We start from the raw sequence: 19,368 nt of genomic DNA, 5'->3' as shown, positions 1-19,368 counted from the left end.
GATGATGATCCGATGACCTCGCAAACCCCCCTCCCGACGGGCGCCGACTCCCGTTCCGGTCTCAGTGCCAAAGGACTCTCCGCCGGCAAGATCGGCGCGATCGGCGGCGCCGTCATCGGCATCTCCTGCATCGCTCCCGCCTACACGCTGACCTCCGGGCTGGGCCCGACGATCGCGGAGGCGGGAGTGCACACTCCCGCCATCCTGCTCATCGGCTTCGTGCCCATGCTCCTCGTCGTCTTCGGCTATCGCGAACTCAACACCGCGATGCCCGACTCCGGCACGACGTTCACATGGGCGACCCGCGCGTTCGGTCCGTGGATCGGGTGGATGGGCGGATGGGGACTCATCGCCGCGACGGTGCTCGTGCTGTCCAATCTCGCCGCTGTCGCGGTCGACTTCCTGTTCCTCCTCCTCTCGCAGGTGTTCTCCGACCCGGCGATCGCCGAGCTCACCCGCGTGCTGTGGATCAACATCCCGGTCACGGTGCTCCTCACCGCGGCCGCGGCGTGGGTGTCCTACCGCGGCGTGGAAGCCACGAAGAAGGTGCAGGTGTGGCTCGTCGCGTTCCAGGTCATCGCCCTGGTCTGGTTCGTCGTCGCCGCGTTCGTCCACCTGTCCCAGGGCACCGCCTTCGACGCCACCCCGGTCGAGCTGGGCTGGTTCAACCCCGCCGAGGCGGGCGACTTCTCGACGATCGCCGCCGCGGTCTCCCTGTCGATCTTCCTCTTCTGGGGCTGGGACACCGTGATCACGATGAACGAGGAGACGAAGAACCCGGAGAAGACGCCCGGGCGGGCCGCGATGCTGACGATCATCGCGATCGTCGTCATCTACATCGCGTGCACGCTGGCCGTGATCTCCTTCGCCGGCGTCGGCACCGAGGGACTGGGCGCCGGCAACCCCGACAACCAGGAGTCGATCTTCGCCGCCCTCGCCGGACCGGTGATGGGACCGTTCGCCATCCTCGTCTCGATCGCCGTGCTCTCGAGCTCGATCGCCTCCCTGCAGTCGACGATGGTCTCACCGTCGCGCACGATCCTCGCGATGGGCCACTACCGGGCGCTGCCGGAGAAGTACGGGCGCGTCTCACCCCGGTACAAGTCGCCGTCGGTCGCCACCGTCACCTCGGCGGGAGCGGCGATCGTCTTCTACGTCGTCATGCGGCTGCTGTCGGAGAACGCGCTGTGGGACACGATCACGGCGCTCGGGCTCATGGTCTGCTTCTACTACGGGATCACCGGTCTGGCCTGCATCTGGTACTTCCGCACCTCGCTGTTCGCCAGCGCGAAGAACGTGTTCTTCCGGTTCCTGTTCCCGCTGCTCGGGGGAGTGACGCTGCTCGTCATCTTCGTCACCACCGCGATCGACTCGATGGACCCGGCCTACGGCTCGGGATCGTCGGTGTTCGGCATCGGCCTCGTCTTCGTCCTCGGCATCGGCGTCCTCCTGCTCGGCGTCGTGCTCATGATCGTCCAGTCGATCCGGCACCCGGCATTCTTCCGTGGACAGACCCTCAAGCAGGGCGTCCACGACGGTGAGTGAGGCCGGTGGCCACACCGGGCTCCACCGGTCCCCGGCGGCAGGCGGGTGCGCCTCGCCTCGATGAGCTGCGGCGGCTGCGCCGGGTCCGCGACCGCATCGACCGCGAGTTCGACCGGCCGCTCGACGTCGCGGGCCTGGCCGCGGGGGAGCACATGTCGGCGGGGCATCTCAGCCGGCAGTTCAGGGCCGCCTACGGCGAGTCGCCTTACTCGTACCTGATGTCGCGGCGGATCGAGCGGGCGATGGCGCTGATCCGCCGTGGCGACCAGACCATCACCGACATCTGCTTCCAGGTCGGTTTCTCCTCCCTGGGGACCTTCAGCACCCGGTTCAGCGAACTCGTCGGCATGTCGCCGCGGGCCTATCGGGACGCCGCGGTCGACGGTGAGCACGAACTGCCGACCTTCATCGTCAAGAACGTCCTGAGACCGATCAGGAATCGAGAAGTCCGATGAGTCCCGGACTCGCTAGGATCGGGACCATGGACCTCTCGATCAGCGCCAGCTTCCTGCCCCATGTCGATGCCGAGGAATCCTTGGCCTTCTATCGCGACGTGCTCGGATTCGAGGTCCGCCTCGACGTCGGATCCGGGCAGATGCGGTGGATCACCGTCGGGCCCGCCGACCAGCAGGACACCTCCATCGTGCTCACCCCGGCGATCACCGACCCGACGATCAGTGAGACCGAGCGCGAGGTCATCGAATCCCTCATCGCCAAAGGCAGCTATGCCGCCATCATCCTCGCGACCGACGACGTCGACGCGGTCTTCGCCGAGGTGGAGGCCAGGGGAGCGGACATCGTCCAGGAGCCCATGGACCAGCCCTACGGCCTGCGCGACTGCGCCGTGCGCGACCCGGCCGGCACCATGATCCGCATCCAGCAGCGCGACTGACACCGGCATCCCCTCCACCGGCACCCCGTCCACCCACCTCACGGAGACCGACCCGATGACCCATCCGGCAGACACCCATGACCTCATCCGCGTGCGCGGCGCCCGCGAGAACAACCTCAAGGACGTGAGCATCGACATCCCCAAGCGCCGGCTGACCGTCTTCACCGGGGTCTCGGGGTCGGGGAAGAGCTCCCTCGTGTTCTCGACGATCGCCGCGGAGTCCCAGCGGATGATCAACGAGACCTACTCCGCATTCGTCCAGGGCTTCATGCCGACCATGGCCCGCCCCGACGTCGACGTCCTCGAGGGTCTGACCACCGCGATCATCGTCGACCAGGAGAGGATCGGGGCCAACCCCCGCTCGACGGTGGGCACGGTGACCGACATCAACGCGAAGCTGCGGATCCTGTTCTCCCGTCTGGCCGAGCCGGCGCTCGGCTCCCCGAACGCCTACTCCTTCAACGTCCCCACCGTCTCCGGGACCGGGTCGATGACCGTCGAGAAGGCTGAGGGCTCTCAGGTCGAGAAACGTAGCTTCAGCGTGAGCGGCGGCATGTGCCCCCGCTGCGAGGGCATGGGGACCGCCACCGACATCGACGTCGCCGAGGTCGTCGACTTCTCGAAGTCGCTGGCCGAGGGGGCGATCCTCATCCCGGGCTTCAAGGTCGGCGGCTGGTCGGTGCGCTTCTACACCGAATCGGGGTTCTTCGACCCCGACAAGCCGGTCGGTGAGTTCACCCCGGACGAGCGGGACAGGCTGCTCAACGCCGAGGGGGAGAAGATCGTCATCAACGGGACGAACCTCACGTTCGACGGCCTGCTCCCGCGCATCCGCCGGTCCTTCCTGTCCAAGGACCGCGACGGGATGCAGAAGCACATCCGCGCCTTCGTCGACCGCGCCGTCGTCTACACCGAGTGTCCCGACTGCGGCGGCACCAGGCTCGGGGCCGCCGCCCGCGGCTCCCGGCTCGCCGGTCGCTCCATCGCCGAGGTGTGCGCGATGGAGGTCTCCGACATCCCCGCCTGGCTCGCCCGCATCGACGATCCCACGGTCCAGCCCCTCGTCGACTCGCTCGCCGGGACCGTCCGGGCATTCATCGACATCGGTCTGGGCTACCTGTCCCTCGACCGGTCCTCGGGATCCCTGTCCGGGGGAGAGGCACAGCGGATCAAGCTCGTCCGCCACCTCGGCTCCTCGCTCACGGACGTCACCTACGTCTTCGACGAGCCGACGATCGGCCTCCACCCGCACGACATCGCGCGGATGAACTCCCTGCTGCTCGAGCTGCGCGACAAGGGCAACACCGTGCTCGTCGTCGAACACAAGCCGGAGACCATCCTCATCGCCGATCACGTCGTCGACCTCGGTCCGCGGGCCGGAGCCCTCGGCGGTCAGATCTGCTACGCCGGAGACGTCGACGGACTGCGGGACAGCGACACGCTGACGGGCGCGCATCTGGGCTACAGGGCGGCGCTGCGGACCGAGACCCGCACGCCCACCGGCGCGCTCGAGATCAGGGGAGCGGACACCCACAACCTCACGGGCGTCAACGTCGACGTTCCCCTCGGCGTCCTCACCGTCGTCACCGGTGTCGCGGGTTCGGGCAAGAGCTCCCTCATCCACGGTTCGCTGAGCTCACGCGAGCGCGTGGTCACGATCGACCAGGGGGCGATCAAGGGGTCACGGCGCAGCAATCCGGCCACCTACACCGGGATGCTCGAACCGGTGCGGAAGGCGTTCGCGAAGGCCAACGGGGTCAAGCCGGCGCTGTTCAGCGCCAACTCGGAAGGGGCCTGCCCCAACTGCAGCGGCGCCGGCGTCGTCACCGCCGACCTCGGCGTCATGGCCGGGATGTCGTCGCCGTGCGAGGTCTGCGAGGGCCGCGGGTTCCAGGCCGAGGTGCTCGAGTACACCCTGGGCGGGAAGAACATCCGCGAGGTCCTCGACATGCCGGTCAGCGAGGCACTCGAGTACTTCGCCGCGGGCGAGTCGCGGATCCCCGCGGCCCGGAGGATCGCCGGCCACCTCGCCGAGGTGGGGCTGGGCTATCTCAGTCTCGGCCAGCCCCTGACGACGCTGTCCGGAGGCGAGAGACAACGCCTGAAGTTGGCGACTCATCTCTCGGCGAAGAGCGCCGACCAGGCCGGGGTGTTCATCCTCGACGAGCCGACGACGGGCCTGCACCTGGCCGATGTCGCGAACCTGCTCGAACTGCTCGACGGGCTCGTCGACTCGGGACGCTCGGTCATCGTCATCGAGCACCATCAGGCGGTCATGGCCCACGCGGACTGGATCATCGACCTCGGGCCGGGCGCCGGACACGACGGCGGACGCATCGTCTTCGAGGGCACGCCGCGCGACCTCGTCAGCCGCGGCGAGACGCTGACGGCGCAGCATCTGGCCGAGTACGTCGGGGCGCGGGAACCGGCTTGAACAGAACGCCGATAATATACATTATGTCAAGTAAACTCATCGGGGCGCCTCCCCTCTGATTCGCGGCACCCGCGACGCCTGAGCCGAGCTGACGCGCGTCGCGGAGGCCGCAGCGCCCGCGGGAGGCCGAGCTCAGAGCACGAGCAGACCGACGACTGCGGAGCCGACGACCAGCGCCCAGGGCGGGACCCGGGTCGTCTGCAGTGCGGCGAAGCCGGCGACCGCGACGACGAATGCCGGCCCCGAGGAGATTCCCTCGGTGAACACGGGATCATAGAGTGCCGCCGCGAGGAGCCCGACGACGCCGGCGTTGACGCCGAGAAGCACCGCTCGCGCTCCGGCGGCCCGGCGCAGGCGCGCCCAGAACGGCAGCGTCCCGCAGACAAGCAGGCCCGCGGGCGCGAAGATCGCGAGGAGGGCGATGACCGCCCCGAGCAGACCGTTCGGATCCGAGCCCGCGGCGGCCCCGAGGAAGGCCGAGAACGTGAACAGCGGGCCCGGGACCGCCTGGGCCAGTCCATATCCGGCGAGGAACGTCGAGTCGTCGACGAGTCCCCCGGCGACCACCTCGGCGTCGAGCATCGGCAGGACGACGTGGCCGCCGCCGAAGACGAGAGACCCGACCCGATAGAAGATGTCGGTGAGGCGCAGCGCCGGATCGCCGGTGACCGCGGCGAGCACGGGCAGGCCGACGAGCAGGAGGCCGAAGACGAGCAGGCTGACTCCCCCGGCCCGTCGCGACAGCGGCACCTGCAGCTCCTCGACCTCGTCGTCGCCGACGCCGCGGGCCTCGCTGCGGAGCAGCAGCGCCCCGAGGAGCCCGGCGAGGACGAGCGCGGCGATCGTCGTCCACACACCGGGGGCCAGGATCGTGATCGCGAGGACGAGGACCGCGATGCCCGCGCGCCTGGCATCCGGGGTCAGCGAGCGGGCCATGCCGAGGACGGCGTGGGCGACGACCGCGACGGCCGCGGCCATGAGTCCCCGCAGCCACCCGCTCTCCCCCGGATCCTCGAGCCGTGAGAGCCCGAGCGCGGCGGCGGTGAGCAGGAGCGCCGAGGGCAGGGTGAAGCCGGCCCAGGCGGCGAACAGTCCCGGCAGACCGGCCCGGGACAGTCCGAGCGCCATGCCCACCTGGCTCGAGGCGGGACCCGGCAGGAACTGGCACAGCGCGACGAGATCGGCATAGGCCCGCTCCCCGAGCCACCGCCTGCGGACGACGAAGGCCTCGCGGAAGTACGCGAGGTGGGCGCTCGGCCCGCCGAACGAGGTGAGGCCGAGCCTGAGGAAGATGAGGAACACAGCGCGCACGAGCCTCAGGCTAACCCGGATGACCCTGGGCGCCGAGTCCGGACGAGCCCGCGCGTCATCGATTCACTCGATGTTCACCATCTTCAACGTCTGTCCTGATAGTCGGGAACTTCGTGGTCAAGCCTCCGCTACCGTGCCGTAGCCGGGTATACCTGACTCCATGGGGCACATCGGTCGACGGTGACCGGATCCCCCGTTCGCGGCCGACCGGAGCCCACCCGGTTCCGGCGGCCGCCCGATCTGCTCGACAACGAAGTGAGGAGCGTCAGACATGGTGATCTCAGCCGGTGGCCAAGCCGACTACATCGGCCTGGCCAATGCCCCAGTCCTCTGGATACTCGCGATGACGGTCATGGGTGTCGTCGCTCTCCAGTCCCTCATCTACATGAACGCGGTGAAGAAGAACGCCGAGTCAGCGGGGATGAGCCAGCGGGAGGTGAGGACGGCGTTCCGTGCCGGCGGAGTCGCCGCGATCGGTCCCTCTCTGTCGGTGGTGCTCGTCGCCATCGCCCTACTCCCGCTCTTCGGCACTCCTCCTGTCGTGGTCCGCGTCGGCCTCATCGGCTCGGCGGCCACCGAGGTCGCCTCGGCGTCGATCGCCGCAGGCACCATGGGAGCCAATCTCGGCGACGAGACCTTCACCCGCGGCGTGTTCATCGTCGCCCTGATGGCGATGAGCCTCTCCGGAGCCGGCTGGATGATCTCGACCCTGCTGCTCACCCCGGTGTTCCGGCGCAGCACACACAAGCTCGAGAAGGTCAATCCGGCTCTCATGTCGATCATCCCCGGCGCGGCGCTGCTCGCGGCCTTCGCGGCCCTGACCTTCCGCGAGCTGCCGAAGTCCCCGACCCACATCATCGCCATCGTCGTCTCGGCCATCGTCATGAGCATCTGCCTGTTCATCGCCAAGAAGTTCGATCAGCAGTGGCTCAAGGAATGGGGCCTGGGCATCTCACTGCTGGTCGCACTCGTCGCGTCCTACTTCGCCCACTATGCCGGCCTCGGCATGCCGGAAGCCTGAGGAGCACACCATGTCGAACATCACCGCCGTTCCCTCCCACGAAGCCTTCGAGAGGACGACGACCCGCTGGGGCTCGATCACCCTGTTCATCGGCTTCCTCATCGCCACCTCGGTGCCCTTCTACCTGCTCTTCGTCGCCGACGCCGATATCGACTTCGGCGACATCTTCACCGGGTTCCTCGCCGTCTTCGCCGTCTACGGCGTCTTCTACATCGTCGAACCGCTCACCTACTACCCGATCCTCGGACCAGCCGGAATGTATCAGGCGTTCCTCATCGGCAACATCTCGAACAAGCTGCTGCCCTCGGCGATCGTCGCGCAGGCCACCATCGGGGTGAAGCCGGGCACCCGGAAGGGCGAGTACGCCGCGACGATGGCGATCTGCGGCGCCGCCCTCATCCATGTCGCCTCGATGGTCCTCTTCGTCGGCATCCTCGGCACGTGGCTCGTCACTCTCATTCCGGAGCCGGCGACCCTCGTCGCCAAGCTCTACATCCTGCCCGCTATCCTCGGCGGTGTCACCGTGCAGCTCATCGCCTCGCTCAAGCAGGTGAAGTCGACGATCATCGCCCTCGTCATCGCGGCCCTGGTCATCCTCGTGCTCATTCCCCTGGTGCCTGTGCTCGCACCCGGAGATGTGGCCATCGTCGTCATCCTCACGATCGCCATCACCTGGTTCACCCGGAACAAGGCCGTCACCGACCGGAGCGCCGAGGAGACGCACGGGATCAACTGAGGCCAGGTCCGCGGACAGGCCACAGGGACACTCAGGGACTCGGGCCCGATCCGGCCCGGGACACATCAACGAAAGGACGCCATGCCACTTCGCTCCGCCCTCAGGGAGGCGATCTCCGCCGACCTCGCCCAGACCGTCGAGACGTACAAGGAGTTCCACCGCTCCCCCGAACTGTCGATGCAGGAGACCCGGACGGCGGCGGCCATCGCCGAGCGGCTCACCGCCCTCGGGCTGACGACGATGACCTTCGGCGGCACGGGCGTCGTCAGCGTCATCGAGAACGGGGACGGTCCCGTCGTCGCCTACCGGGCCGACACCGACGGGCTGCCGATCGCCGAGGACACCGGGCTCGACTACGCCTCGACGGTCGAGGGCACCCTGCCCGACGGCTCCACGACGAAGGTCATGCACGGCTGCGGCCACGACACGCACATCACGGTCGGCCTCGCCCTGGCCAAGCACCTCGTCGAGCACTGTGAGGAGTGGTCGGGAACCGTCGTCATGCTCTTCCAGCCGGGTGAGGAGACCGGTCAGGGCGCCCGCGCGATGCTCGACGACGGCCTCTGGGACCGGGTCGTCAGGCCGGATGTCGTCTATGGCCAGCACGTCTGGCCCGGGCAGGCCGGTCACGTCTACGCCGCCTCGGGCACCGCGATGGCGATGTCCGACTGTCTCAGGGTCACCGTCAAGGGCAAGCAGGCCCACGGATCCCAGCCGGAGAACGCGATCGACCCGATCGTGCTCGGCGCCTACATGATCACCCGGCTGCAGAGCGTCGTGTCGCGGGAGATCTCCGGGCGTGACATGGCCGTCGTCACCGTCGGCACCTTCCACGGCGGGCTCAAGGAGAACATCATCCCCGACTCCGCCGAGTTCAAGCTCAACATCCGCACCTTCTCCGAGGAGGTCCGCGAGGTCGTCCTCGACCGCATCCGGCGGATCATCCTCGCCGAGGCGCTGGCCTCCGGGGCGCCGGAGCCCGAGATCGAGGAGATGTACCGGTTCCCCCGCTGCTACAACGACCCCGACCTCGCCGAGGCCCTGCTGTCCGACCTCGGCGCCGAGCTCGGCACCGACCAGGTCCACCTCTCCGAGGCGGTCACCGGCAGCGAGGACTTCGGGGCCTTCGGCGACGACATCGACGTCCCCTACGTCTACTGGTTCTTCGGCGGGTACTCCCCCGAGAAGCTCGCCGCCGAGGAGACCCCGCCGGGGAACCATTCGCCGTTCTTCGCCCCCGATGACGTCGAGACGACCCTGGAGACCGGGATCAGGGCGGCCCTGACCGCCGTGCTCAGCCGGGTCGGGCGCGGAGGGGACCGATGAGCGACGAACTGCGCTGGCTGTCGACCCGTGAGCTGGCGGCGAGGATCGCGGCGAAGGAGATCTCGGCCCGCGAGGCCCTCGAGGACCATCTGGAGCGCATCGACCGGATCAACCCCGCGATCAACGCCGTCGTCACCCGCGACGACGAGGCCGCCCAGTCCCGGGCCGCGGCTGCCGACGAGGCGCTGGCCGCGGGGGCGGAGATCGGGCCGCTCCACGGTGTCCCGATGACCCACAAGGACACCCACGACACGGCGGGCATGCGCACGACATGGGGTTCGCCGCTGATGGCCGACCGCGTTCCCGAGTCCGATTCCCTCATCATCTCCCGCCTTCGGAGCGCCGGGGTGAACACGACGGGGAAGACGAACGTCCCGGAGTTCGCCGCCGGGTCGCACACCTTCAACGACCTGTTCGGGACCACGCTCAATCCCTACGACACGACGAAGTCGGCGTCCGGGTCGTCCGGAGGGGTGGGGGCCGCCCTGGCCGCGGGGATCCAGGCCTCGGGCGACGGGTCCGACATGGGCGGATCGCTGCGCTCCCCCGGGTCATTCAACAACGTCGTCGGATTCCGGCCTTCGAACGGACGGATCCCCCACACCCTGCCGGGCAACCCCTTCGCGTGGCTCGCCCAATCGGGATTCATGGCCCGGACCGTCTCCGACGTCGCTCTCCTCATGAGCGTGGCGAGCGGCCCGGAACCGGGTGGTCCGGGCTCGATCGACGAACCGGGCAGCGTCTTCGACCTGCCGGAGTTCGCACTCGGCGCCGACTTCGAGCCCGAGCTCAACGGGGTCCGCGTCGGGTTCAGCCCCGACCTGGCCGGGCTGCTGCCGCTCGAGACGGAGGTCGCGGAGGTCGTCGCGGGGACCGCGGATGTCCTCGCGGGCCTCGGCGCCGAGGTCACCGACACGATTCCCGACCTCTCCGACGCCGATGAGGTCTTCGCGGTGCAGCGGGCGCTCGACTTCGTCACCGCCTGGGGCCCTCTCCACGACGCCCACCGCGATCGGATCAAGGACTCCGTCGTGTGGAACATCGAGCTGGGTCTCGGGCTCACCGGCGCCGAGGTGGCGTCGGCGGCCCGCGCCCGGGCCCGCCTCTTCGGCGAGGTCGAGCGGTTCTTCGCCGGTCACGACGTGCTCGTGCTCTCGACCTGCCAGGTGCTTCCCTTCGACGCCTCGATCGAGTACCCGACCGAGATCAACGGGACACCGCTCGAGACCTACCTCGACTGGATGCGGGCGCTGTGCCTGATCTCGGCGACGGGGTGCCCGGCGATCTCGGTGCCTGCGGGGTTCTCCGCCTCAGGCCTGCCGGTCGGCGTGCAGCTGGTGGCCAAGCCGGGCAACGACGTGGGACTGCTGCGGATGGCCCACGCCTTCGAGGCCGTCACCAGTCACCACCTGCGGCACCCTCAGATCTGAGAGGGGTCCGCGGAGATGTCCTGGTCGGTCGCGATCCGCGAGATCTCCTCGGCCATCGCCGTGTCCTTGTCGGTGAGACCTCCCGCGTCGTGCGTGGTCAGGGTGATGTCGACATGGTCGTAGCGCAGATCGACGTCGGGGTGGTGCCCGGCCGCCTCGGCGGCATCGGTGATCGCATTGATGAATGCCACTCCCCGGACGAAGGATCCGGTGAGGAACCGGGTCGTCAGCGCGGTCTCGGTCTGATTCCAGTGGGTGATCTCTTCGCTGCCAGTCATGTCTCCAGCGTGACACAGAGATCCCGGGTTTGCTATGCCTGAGCTTTGTTTGCGGAGCCTAACCATTCTGGAATCATTCCGGAGAAGGTGTCAGTCTTGTGGTACGGAAGGCGGCCGATCGGTCGTCTCGGATCTTCGAAGGAGCATGAAATGCACTTGAGCCCAGCAATGCAGAATGTCCTCGGCGAGCAGGTCACCCTCGAACTCGAGGCGTCGATGGTCTACCTGCAGCTGTCCATCCAGCTCGACGACCTCGACCTCCCCGGCATGACGCGCTGGATGCGCGCGCAGTCGGAGGAGGAGCAGGTGCACGCGGCGAAGTTCATCGAGCACTGCCTCGATCGCGGCTTCGCCCCGCAGATCGGCGACATCGCGGCGCCGAAGGTCTCCGGTTCGCGCCCGATCGACTTCTTCAAGGCCGCCCTGGCCCACGAGGAGAAGGTCTCGGAGTCGATCCGCGGTCTCTACCGCACCGCCCAGGCCGAGTCCGACCTCGACGTGCTCCCGCTGCTCCACTGGTTCATCGACGAGCAGGTCGAAGAGGAGTCGAGCATCTCCGAGATCATCGGACGACTCGAGATGGTCGGCGAGTCCGGAGCCGGTCTGCTCCGCATCGATGCCGAGCTCGGCTCCCGTCAGCCCGACATCAGCGCCGACAGCGAATGAGCGCACGGTCCGTCTGAGTCCGCATCCTGGGAACGGGTGCGGGCTTCCGCACGGGAGCGCACACGCGGCCGGGTCCTCCTCGTGAGGGCCCGGCCGCAGTCGTCTCCAGGTGTGCCAAGCACGGGGTGGGCGACGCCCACTCCCCTGTCCCCCGCGATCTCTCCAGGAGAATGAGAATTTCCTGAGAAGGGAATGATTTCAAAGTTGAGTGTGTTTGACTCAACGTAAGGACCTCGCGTGAGAAAGGAAAGCCCATGGCAACTCGTTTCGATCCCATCCGTGACCTCGACCGCTTCTTCTCGGAGGTGACGAGGACTCCGTCGTCGACCTCGCTTCCCATGGATCTCTATCGGGACGGAGAGGTCTTCGTCGCCCACATCGACATGCCGGGCGTCGACCCCTCGAGCATCGATGTCGACGTCGAGGACCGTACTCTCACGGTCCGGGCCCAGCGCCAGCCGGCCGTCGGGGACAAGGACGTCAAATGGCTGACCCGGGAGCGCACGGTGGGCACGTACGCGCGCCAGCTGACGCTGGGCAACCGCGTCGCCCTCGATCGGATCAGCGCCGACTACCAGGACGGCGTCCTGACCCTGACGATCCCGGTCGCCGAGGAGGCCCGTCCGCGCAAGATCTCGGTCTCCCACGCGGCCGGCTCGAGTCGCCCGACGTCGTCGCCCGAGGTCGTCGAGTCCTCGTCGGAGGAGCAGAAGCAGGTCTCCGGACAGTCCTGAGCGCAGAGGCGATCGCCTCTCGAGCGGGTCGCACCGAGGTGGTGCGGCCCGCTCGTCGCATTCAGTCCCCCGCGCGGAGCAGGTAGGCCAGGCACATGTAGGGCAGCTCCATCGCCTCGGCGATCGGGTGCTCGCCGGCGAAGTACCCGCGCAGGTTGGACTCGACACGCTCCCGGGTCCGCTCGTTCGACCGCAGCCAGTACGAGCGGGTCCGGGCGAGATCGACGACCCCGTCGACGGTGATGGAGGTCGCGAACTCGACGAGCGAGTGGGTGACGAGTTCGAATCCCGACCCCGGACGGGGTCGGAACTCGGGGCGGTAGACGTCGCCGGCATGCATGATCCGGCTCAGGCGCAGCACCCAGTCGACGCGGACGTCGAGCTGATTGATGAGGACGAGCAGCCTACCGCCGGGGGCGAGGATGCGGGCGATCTCCTCCCCTGCGGTGGCCTCGTCGAACCAATGCCATGCCTGAGCGACCGTGACGACGTCGACACAGGCATCGGGCAGGCCCGTCGACTCCGCCGTGCCCACCCGGCCCGGCACCGGATTGCGCTCGAGGGCCGCGGCGTCGGGGTCGACCGCGACGACGTCGGCTCCGCGCTCGAGCAGGAGTCGGCTGAGGATCCCGGTGCCGGCCCCCAGATCGCAGACACGCAGACCCGACCAGTCGCCGACGAGGTCGAGCGCGGCCTCCGGATAGCCGGGCCTGACCGCGTCGTAGAGTTCGCTCAGCATGCCGAAGCGCGTGCCGTGCGCGGCATTCGCCCGAGGTCTCACACCCACCCCATTCCCGTCGATCCGTACCCGTCCACTCTATCGGCCGCCCGCACGGTCCGCCGCGCCGGTGACTAGGATGGAGACACCGGCCGAAACCGAGCGTCTAGGAGCATCGATGACCCCCACGTCCGACCTGCAGGAGCAACTCGACACCGCTGCGCGCGAGTATGAGGAGTTCGCGGCCAGAGGCCTCGCGCTCGACATCACGCGGGGCAAGCCGGGAAGCGACCAGCTCGATCTCTCCGCGGGCCTCCTCGACGCGGTCAGCGGCGAGGACGTCTTCACTCCCGGCGGCGTCGACACCCGCAACTACGGCGGTCTCGAGGGCATCGACGAGCTCCGCGCTCTCTTCTCCCCCCTGCTCAAGGTGCCGACGGCGCAGCTGCTCGCGGGCGGCAACGCCTCCCTGACCCTGATGGCTCAGTCACTGACCTTCGCGCTCCTGCACGGCACACCGCTCGACTCCCGCCCGTGGGGCGCCGGCCCGCACAAGATCCTCTGCCCGGTGCCCGGGTACGACCGGCACTTCACCCTCGCGGAGTCCCTGGGCTTCGAACTGCTGAGCATCCCGATGGACGAGGAGGGCCCCGTCGTCGCCGAGGCGGCGCGATTGGCCGAGGACCCCTCCGTCAAGGCCATGTGGCTGGTCCCCATGTACTCGAACCCGACCGGGGTCACGATCAGCGAGTCGAGGGCCCGCGAGCTCGCCGCCATGCCCGCGGCGGCCGCGGACTTCACCCTGCTGTGGGACAACGCGTACGGTCTCCACCATCTGCGGGAGGAGCACCCCGAGAACCTCGACATCCTCAGCATCTGCGCCGAGGAGGGTCACCCCGAGCGTCCGTGGATCTTCGCGTCGACGTCGAAGATCACCCACGCCGGGGCCGGTGTGTCGTTCTTCGGGGCGGGACCCGAGACCTTCGCCTGGTTCCGGGCGAACCTGTCCGCCGTCGCGATCGGCCCCGACAAGATCAACCAGCTGCGCCACCTGCGGTTCTTCGGCGACGCAGCGGGAGTCGAGGCGCACATGCGCCGCCATGCCGAGATCATCGCCCCGAAGTTCGACGCCGTGCTCTCCACCCTGGAGTCCGGACTGGGCGGCACCGGTCTCGCGCAGTGGACGGAGCCGGACGGAGGCTACTTCATCACCCTGACGACGCCGGAGGGAACTGCTGATCGCATCGTCAAGCTCGCCGGCGAAGCGGGCGTCAAGCTCACTCCTGCCGGCGCCACCCACCCCTATGGTCTCGATCCGAGCAACAGCGTCATCCGCATCGCCCCCACGATGCCGAGCCTCGAGGAGGTCGAGCTCGCGTCGACGGGACTCGTCGCCTGCGTGAAGGTCGCCGCCCTCGAGAAGCTCATCGCCGGCTGACGACGGCTCCCGAGGCCGGCGACCGGGCCGCCCGGTTCAGTACTCGTAGAACCCGCGGCCGGACTTCACGCCGAGCAGTCCGGCGTCGACCATGCGGGAGAGCAGGACCGGCGGCTTCACGGCGGGGTCGCCGGTCTCGGCGTACATCGACTCGGCCGCGAACAGGCACGTGTCGAGTCCGACGAGATCGGCGAGTGCGATCGGGCCCATCGGGTGGGCGCAGCCGCCGACCATCCCCGCGTCGATGTCCTCCTTCGTCGCGAACCCGGATTCGAGCATCCTCATCGCCGAGCACAGGTACGGGATGAGGAGGGCGTTGACGATGAACCCGGGACGATCACCGGCCTGGATCGGCGTCTTGCCGAGCACCTCGGCGACGAATCCGGTCATCGTCCGGCTCACGTCGGGGTCGGTGAGGACCGAGGACACGATCTCGACGAGCGGCTGCACGGGCGCCGGGTTGAAGAAGTGCACCCCGAGGACGCGCTCCGGGCGCGACGTCGCCTGGGCGAAGCGGATGATCGGCATCGACGAGGTGTTCGATGCGAGGATCGCGTGCGCGTCGGTGACGACCCGGTCGAGGTCGGCGAAGATCGCCTTCTTGACGTCCTCGTTCTCGCTCGCCGCCTCGATGACGAGCTGCCGATCGGCCAGGTCGCCGATGTCGGTGGTGAAGCGCAGACGCCCCAGCGCCGCGTCCCTGTCCTCGGCGCTCAGCTTGCCCTTGGCCACGGCCTTGTCGAGTGACTTCCCGATCCGGGCCCGGCCTGCCGCCACCGCCTCCTCGCCGACCTCGGACACGATGACGTCCTGGCCGGCCTTCGCCAGCACCTCGGCGATGCCGGCCCCCATGAGTCCTCCGCCGATGACCGCACTGCGCTCGATGCTCATCTCTTCCTCATCCCTTCGTCGCTGTCTGACCTGCGAACCACGCCGCCGCGCGGATCGCCTTCATCGCCTCGCGGCGGCGTTCGGTGGGCAGGGTCTGGATGTAGACCTGCCCGTCGAGGTGGGCGACCTCGTGCTGGAGCATCTGCGCGAAGACCTCGGTGCCCGAGACCTCCACCGCCGCACCCGTCGCATCGACTCCGCGCACCCGCGCGAACTCCCAGCGCGGTGTCGGGAAGAAGAGGCCGGGCACGGACAGGCACCCTTCGTCGATGTCGCGCAGCCGGCCACCCACCTCGACGATCTCCGGGTTGAAGACCACGCCGGTGCGATCGTCGAGGTCGTAGCCGAAGGCCCGGAGGCCGACCCCGATCTGGGGGGCCGCGACCGCCGCGCGGCCCGCAGGCCGCGCGGTGTCGGCGAGGTCCTCGGCCAGAGCCGCGGTGCTCGCGTCGAACGTGGTCACCGGCGCGCACGGGCTGCGCAGCACCGGGTCGCCCCAGAGCCGGATCTCCCGTTCAGCCATCGATGACCACCACGAGGTCGCCGCCCTCGAGCTGCTGGACGTTGCCGATCGCCACGCGGGAGACCGTTCCGGACACCTGGGTGGTGATGGCGGCCTCCATCTTCATCGCCTCGATCGTCGCGACGGTCGCCCCGGCCTCGACCTCATCGCCGACGCCGACCTGGAGGGTGACGACTCCGGCGAAGGGGCTGGCGACGTGCTGCGGGTTCGTCGGGTCGGCCTTCTCCGCGGTCTTGACGTCGATCTCCACGGACCGGTCGCGGACCTGCAGGGGGCGGAGCTGTCCGTTGAGGGTGAACATCACCGAGCGCATCCCGCGCTCGTCGGTCTCGCCGATCGCCTGGACGCCGATGAGCAGGTTCTTGCCCTTCGCCAGCTGCACGACATGCTCCTGGCCGGCGCTGAGGCCGTAGAGGTACTCCGAGGTCTCGACGACGGAGAGGTCTCCGTAGTTGGCCCGCATCCGCTCGAACTCCTTCGTCGGCCCGGGGAACAGGAGCTCGTTGAGCTTCGCCTGCCGGGTCGCACCGGGAGCCTTCAGCGCCGCCTCGTCCGCGGGGTCGAGGTGCTCGGCGACGGGCCTGTGGTTCCGGCCGGCCAGCGCCTTGGTCCGGAACGGCTCGGGCCAGCCGCCGGGAGGATCGCCGAGCTCCCCGTTGAGGAATCCGATCACCGAGTCGGGGATGTCGAACTTCTCCGGGCTGGAGGCGAAGACCTCCGGATCGGCGCCGACGCCGACGAGGTGGAGCGCGAGGTCTCCGACGACCTTCGAGGAGGGCGTGACCTTGACGAGGTGGCCGAGGATGTCGTCGGCGGCCTCGTACATCCGCTCGATCTGCTCGAACTTCTCCCCCAGGCCCAGTGCCACGGCCTGCTGGCGCAGGTTCGACAGCTGTCCGCCCGGGATCTCGTGGCGGTAGACGCGCCCGGTCGGCCCGGGCAGTCCCGATTCGAACGGTGCGTAGACCTTGCGCACGGACTCCCAGTACGGCTCGAGATCGCTGACGGCGGAGAGGCTGAGCCCGGTGTCGCGCGGGGTGTTCTCGAACGCGGCCACAAGCGCGGAGAGACTCGGCTGACTGGTGGTCCCCGCCATCGCCGCCGAGGCGCCGTCGACGGCGTCCGCGCCGGCCCCTGCGGCGGCGAACAGGGTCGCGAGCTGACCGCCGGCGGTGTCGTGCGTGTGCACGTGGACCGGCAGGTCGAAGTTCTCGCGCAGTGCGGTGACGAGCCGAGCGGCGGCGGCCGGGCGGAGCAGACCGGCCATGTCCTTGATCGCGAGCACGTGTGCACCGGCCTCGACGATCTCCTCGGCGAGCCTGAGGTAGTAGTCGAGGGTGTAGAGCTCCTCACGCGGATCGAGGATGTCCGAGGTGTAGCACAGGGCCACCTCGGCGACGGTGGTGTTCGTCCCGCGCACGGCCTCGATCGCCGGTCGCATCTGTGCGACGTCGTTGAGGGCGTCGAAGATGCGGAAGACGTCGATGCCGGTGCGGGCCGCCTCGTCGACGAAGGCGTCGGTGACCGCGGTCGGGTACGGGGTGTAGCCGACGGTGTTGCGCCCGCGCAGCAGCATCTGCAGGGCGATGTTCGGCACCGCCTCGCGCAGCTGGGCCAGCCGCTCCCACGGATCCTCGCCGAGGAAGCGCAGCGCGACGTCGTAGGTCGCCCCGCCCCAGGCCTCGATGCTCAACAGCTCCGGAGTCATCCGCGAGACGTGCCCGGCGACGGCGAGCAGGTCGCGAGTGCGCACGCGGGTCGCGAGCAGCGACTGGTGGGCGTCGCGGAACGTCGTGTCGGTGACGGCCAGTGCGGTCTGCTCGCGCAGGGCCCGGGCGAAGCCCTCGGGGCCGAGCTCGAGGAGACGATCGCGGCTGCCGGGGGCGCCCGGGGTGCCGAGGTCGATCTCGGGCAGCTTGTCGGCGGGGCGGATGCGCACGCTCGGCTCGCCGTGGGGGCGGTTGACGGTGACATCGGCGAGGAAGTCGAGGATCTTCGATCCCCGGTCCGCGCTGACGCGGGCGTCGAGCAGGTGCGGGCGCTCCTCGATGAACGAGGTCGCGAGGTCGCCGGCGACGAAGGACTCGTCCTCGAGCACGGCCTGGAGGAACCCGATGTTCGACGACACCCCGCGGATGCGGAACTCGGCGAGTGCGCGCCGGGCCCGGGACACCGCCTGACGGAAGTCGCGGCCGCGGCAGGAGAGCTTGACGAGCATCGAGTCGAAGTGCGCGCTCACCGAGGCGCCGGCGTGGACGGTGCCGCCGTCGAGGCGGACTCCGGCCCCCCCCGCCGACCGGTAGGCGGTGATGGTGCCGGTGTCGGGGCGGAAGGAGTTGGCCGGGTCCTCGGTGGTGATGCGGCACTGCAGTGCGGCTCCCCTGATCCGCATGTCCTCCTGGCGCAGTCCGAGGTCAACGAGGCTCTCCCCCGCGGCGATGCGCATCTGGGAGGCGACGAGGTCGACGTCGGTGATCTCCTCGGTGACGGTGTGCTCGACCTGGATGCGCGGGTTCATCTCGATGAAGACGTGCTGCCCGGCGCGCGGACCCTCCGTCTCGAGGAGGAACTCGACGGTGCCCGCGTTCTGGTAGCCGAGCGCCTCGGCGAACTTCAGCGCATCGGCGTGGAGCGCCTCGGCGATGGCGGGGTCGAGGTTGGGCGCCGGAGCGATCTCGATGACCTTCTGGTGCCGGCGCTGCACGGAGCAGTCGCGCTCGAAGAGGTGGATCGCATTCGAGTCGTTGTCGGCGAGCACCTGCACCTCGATGTGCCGCGGGCGCTGGACCGCCTGCTCGATGAAGACCGTCGGATCGCCGAAGGCGCCTTCGGCCTCGCGCATCGCCGCCTTGAGCGCCTCCTCGAGCTGCGCGGGTTCGGACACCCGGCGCATGCCGCGGCCGCCGCCGCCGGCGACGGCCTTGACGAAGAGCGGGAAGTGCATGGACTCGGCGTCGGCGAGCAGCTGTGCGATGTCGGCCGAGGGCCGAGTGGAGTCGAGCACCGGGATGCCGGCCGAGCGGGCCGCGGCCAGCGCCTGGACCTTGTTGCCGGCGAGTTCGAGGACATCGGCGGAAGGCCCGATGAAGGTGATCCCGTTCTCCTGGCACGCCCGCGCCAGGTCGGGGTTCTCGGAGAGGAAACCGTACCCGGGGTAGATCGCGTCGGCGCCGGACTCCTTGGCCACGCGCAGGATCTCCTCAACGCTGAGGTAGGCGCGGACGGGATGGCCCTTCTCGCCGATCTGGTAGGCCTCGTCGGCCTTCATCCGATGCTCGGAATTGCGATCCTCCCAGGGGAAGACGGCGACCGTGGAGGCACCGAGCTCATAGGCCGCACGGAACGCGCGGACGGCGATCTCCCCACGGTTTGCCACAAGAACTTTGGAGAACGTCATAGTCTCTCTCTTCGTATTCGATCGCCGC

17 protein-coding genes are annotated in these 19,368 nt (G+C 69.0%); 11 read left to right on the top strand and 6 right to left on the bottom strand.

Features of this window, described 5'->3' with window-relative positions; translation table 11 throughout:
* Window positions 1–12: 12 nt before the first annotated feature.
* Genes DFO65_RS09270 through DFO65_RS09255 form a run of 4 tightly spaced genes read left to right on the top strand, consistent with a single transcriptional unit; the run spans window position 13 to window position 4,871 of the window.
* Complete coding sequence (locus DFO65_RS09270) at window positions 13–1,545, top strand: APC family permease (RefSeq protein ID WP_113904133.1); 1,533 nt, start codon at window positions 13–15, stop codon at window positions 1,543–1,545.
* A gap of 5 nt (window positions 1,546–1,550) precedes the next feature.
* On the top strand, window positions 1,551–2,000 hold the full coding sequence (locus DFO65_RS09265) for a helix-turn-helix transcriptional regulator (RefSeq protein WP_113904132.1): 450 nt from the start codon (window positions 1,551–1,553) through the stop codon (window positions 1,998–2,000).
* 26 nt (window positions 2,001–2,026) lie between these two features.
* Complete coding sequence (locus tag DFO65_RS09260) at window positions 2,027–2,437, top strand: VOC family protein (protein ID WP_113904131.1); 411 nt, start codon at window positions 2,027–2,029, stop codon at window positions 2,435–2,437.
* A 55-nt stretch (window positions 2,438–2,492) separates the two neighbouring features.
* Window positions 2,493–4,871, top strand: coding sequence for an ATP-binding cassette domain-containing protein (locus tag DFO65_RS09255; RefSeq protein ID WP_113904130.1), 2,379 nt, complete (start codon window positions 2,493–2,495; stop codon window positions 4,869–4,871).
* A 132-nt stretch (window positions 4,872–5,003) separates the two neighbouring features.
* Here the strand turns inward: DFO65_RS09255 and chrA are convergent, their stop codons facing one another.
* Window positions 5,004–6,182 carry a chromate efflux transporter gene (chrA, locus tag DFO65_RS09250; protein ID WP_342766918.1) on the bottom strand — a complete coding sequence of 393 codons (1,179 nt, stop codon included), beginning with the start codon at window positions 6,180–6,182 and terminating at the stop codon, window positions 5,004–5,006.
* 271 nt (window positions 6,183–6,453) lie between these two features.
* On the opposite strand from chrA, the gene DFO65_RS09245 reads away from it, so the two are divergent.
* The 4 genes from DFO65_RS09245 (at window position 6,454) to DFO65_RS09230 (ending at window position 10,695) form a co-directional block, all read left to right on the top strand.
* Window positions 6,454–7,203 (top strand): DUF5058 family protein, encoded by a 750-nt coding sequence (locus DFO65_RS09245; RefSeq protein WP_181778680.1) that lies wholly within the window; start codon window positions 6,454–6,456, stop codon window positions 7,201–7,203.
* A 10-nt stretch (window positions 7,204–7,213) separates the two neighbouring features.
* On the top strand, window positions 7,214–7,939 hold the full coding sequence (locus DFO65_RS09240; protein ID WP_113904128.1) for a hypothetical protein: 726 nt from the start codon (window positions 7,214–7,216) through the stop codon (window positions 7,937–7,939).
* An 81-nt stretch (window positions 7,940–8,020) separates the two neighbouring features.
* On the top strand, window positions 8,021–9,265 hold the full coding sequence (locus DFO65_RS09235) for an amidohydrolase (RefSeq protein WP_113904127.1): 1,245 nt from the start codon (window positions 8,021–8,023) through the stop codon (window positions 9,263–9,265).
* Window positions 9,262–10,695, top strand: a complete 1,434-nt coding sequence (locus DFO65_RS09230) for an amidase (protein ID WP_113904126.1) — start codon at window positions 9,262–9,264, stop codon at window positions 10,693–10,695. The genes DFO65_RS09235 and DFO65_RS09230 overlap by 4 nt, the downstream gene beginning before the upstream one ends.
* Here the strand turns inward: DFO65_RS09230 and DFO65_RS09225 are convergent.
* Entirely contained in the window at window positions 10,686–10,973 is a 288-nt protein-coding gene (locus tag DFO65_RS09225) for a 4a-hydroxytetrahydrobiopterin dehydratase (protein WP_113904125.1), read from the bottom strand. The genes DFO65_RS09230 and DFO65_RS09225 overlap by 10 nt on opposite strands.
* A gap of 150 nt (window positions 10,974–11,123) precedes the next feature.
* On the opposite strand from DFO65_RS09225, the gene DFO65_RS09220 reads away from it, so the two are divergent.
* Together DFO65_RS09220 and DFO65_RS09215 are read left to right on the top strand one after the other, a co-directional pair.
* Window positions 11,124–11,639 carry a ferritin gene (locus DFO65_RS09220; protein ID WP_113904124.1) on the top strand — a complete coding sequence of 172 codons (516 nt, stop codon included), beginning with the start codon at window positions 11,124–11,126 and terminating at the stop codon, window positions 11,637–11,639.
* A gap of 254 nt (window positions 11,640–11,893) precedes the next feature.
* Window positions 11,894–12,373, top strand: coding sequence for an Hsp20/alpha crystallin family protein (locus tag DFO65_RS09215; RefSeq protein ID WP_113904123.1), 480 nt, complete (start codon window positions 11,894–11,896; stop codon window positions 12,371–12,373).
* A 61-nt stretch (window positions 12,374–12,434) separates the two neighbouring features.
* On the opposite strand, the gene DFO65_RS09210 is transcribed toward DFO65_RS09215, so the two are convergent.
* A complete protein-coding gene (locus DFO65_RS09210; protein ID WP_245940578.1) occupies window positions 12,435–13,154 on the bottom strand; it encodes a class I SAM-dependent methyltransferase in 720 nt (239 codons plus the stop codon).
* A gap of 115 nt (window positions 13,155–13,269) precedes the next feature.
* Here DFO65_RS09210 and DFO65_RS09205 point away from each other — a divergent pair, with 115 nt between their 5' ends.
* Entirely contained in the window at window positions 13,270–14,529 is a 1,260-nt protein-coding gene (locus DFO65_RS09205; RefSeq protein ID WP_113904122.1) for an aspartate aminotransferase type Ic, read from the top strand.
* A gap of 36 nt (window positions 14,530–14,565) precedes the next feature.
* Here the strand turns inward: DFO65_RS09205 and DFO65_RS09200 are convergent, their stop codons facing one another.
* The 3 genes from DFO65_RS09200 to DFO65_RS09190 are packed head-to-tail and all read right to left on the bottom strand — an operon-like array spanning window position 14,566 to window position 19,340.
* Window positions 14,566–15,420: a 3-hydroxybutyryl-CoA dehydrogenase gene (locus DFO65_RS09200; RefSeq protein WP_113904121.1), complete on the bottom strand. Its 855-nt coding sequence runs from the start codon at window positions 15,418–15,420 to the stop codon at window positions 14,566–14,568.
* 7 nt (window positions 15,421–15,427) lie between these two features.
* Complete coding sequence (locus tag DFO65_RS09195; protein ID WP_113904120.1) at window positions 15,428–15,943, bottom strand: peptide deformylase; 516 nt, start codon at window positions 15,941–15,943, stop codon at window positions 15,428–15,430.
* The gene (locus DFO65_RS09190) at window positions 15,936–19,340 is read right to left on the bottom strand and encodes a pyruvate carboxylase (RefSeq protein WP_113904119.1); all 3,405 of its coding nucleotides are present in this window, start codon (window positions 19,338–19,340) and stop codon (window positions 15,936–15,938) included. Before DFO65_RS09190 ends, DFO65_RS09195 begins: the two co-directional genes overlap by 8 nt.
* Window positions 19,341–19,368 lie beyond the last annotated feature (28 nt).

The sequence above is a fragment of the Brevibacterium sanguinis genome (genome assembly GCF_003315415.1).
Classification (GTDB): Bacteria; Actinomycetota; Actinomycetes; order Actinomycetales; family Brevibacteriaceae; genus Brevibacterium; species Brevibacterium celere_A.
Note: the sequence above shows the minus strand (reverse complement) of the source record. Positions and strands in the feature narration are given on the sequence as shown.

Excerpts from the sequence above, each read along its gene's own strand:
- DFO65_RS09190 (WP_113904119.1), bottom strand. The coding sequence starts at position 19,340 with ATGACGTTCTCCAAAGTTCTTGTGGCAAACCGTGGGGAGATCGCCGTC.
- DFO65_RS09225 (WP_113904125.1), bottom strand. The coding sequence starts at position 10,973 with ATGACTGGCAGCGAAGAGATCACCCACTGGAATCAGACCGAGACCGCG.
- DFO65_RS09215 (WP_113904123.1), top strand. The coding sequence starts at position 11,894 with ATGGCAACTCGTTTCGATCCCATCCGTGACCTCGACCGCTTCTTCTCG.
- DFO65_RS09220 (WP_113904124.1), top strand. The coding sequence starts at position 11,124 with ATGCACTTGAGCCCAGCAATGCAGAATGTCCTCGGCGAGCAGGTCACC.
- DFO65_RS09240 (WP_113904128.1), top strand. The coding sequence starts at position 7,214 with ATGTCGAACATCACCGCCGTTCCCTCCCACGAAGCCTTCGAGAGGACG.
- DFO65_RS09270 (WP_113904133.1), top strand. The coding sequence starts at position 13 with ATGACCTCGCAAACCCCCCTCCCGACGGGCGCCGACTCCCGTTCCGGT.
- DFO65_RS09260 (WP_113904131.1), top strand. The coding sequence starts at position 2,027 with ATGGACCTCTCGATCAGCGCCAGCTTCCTGCCCCATGTCGATGCCGAG.
- DFO65_RS09245 (WP_181778680.1), top strand. The coding sequence starts at position 6,454 with ATGGTGATCTCAGCCGGTGGCCAAGCCGACTACATCGGCCTGGCCAAT.
- DFO65_RS09195 (WP_113904120.1), bottom strand. The coding sequence starts at position 15,943 with ATGGCTGAACGGGAGATCCGGCTCTGGGGCGACCCGGTGCTGCGCAGC.
- DFO65_RS09255 (WP_113904130.1), top strand. The coding sequence starts at position 2,493 with ATGACCCATCCGGCAGACACCCATGACCTCATCCGCGTGCGCGGCGCC.
- DFO65_RS09235 (WP_113904127.1), top strand. The coding sequence starts at position 8,021 with ATGCCACTTCGCTCCGCCCTCAGGGAGGCGATCTCCGCCGACCTCGCC.
- DFO65_RS09230 (WP_113904126.1), top strand. The coding sequence starts at position 9,262 with ATGAGCGACGAACTGCGCTGGCTGTCGACCCGTGAGCTGGCGGCGAGG.
- DFO65_RS09200 (WP_113904121.1), bottom strand. The coding sequence starts at position 15,420 with ATGAGCATCGAGCGCAGTGCGGTCATCGGCGGAGGACTCATGGGGGCC.
- DFO65_RS09205 (WP_113904122.1), top strand. The coding sequence starts at position 13,270 with ATGACCCCCACGTCCGACCTGCAGGAGCAACTCGACACCGCTGCGCGC.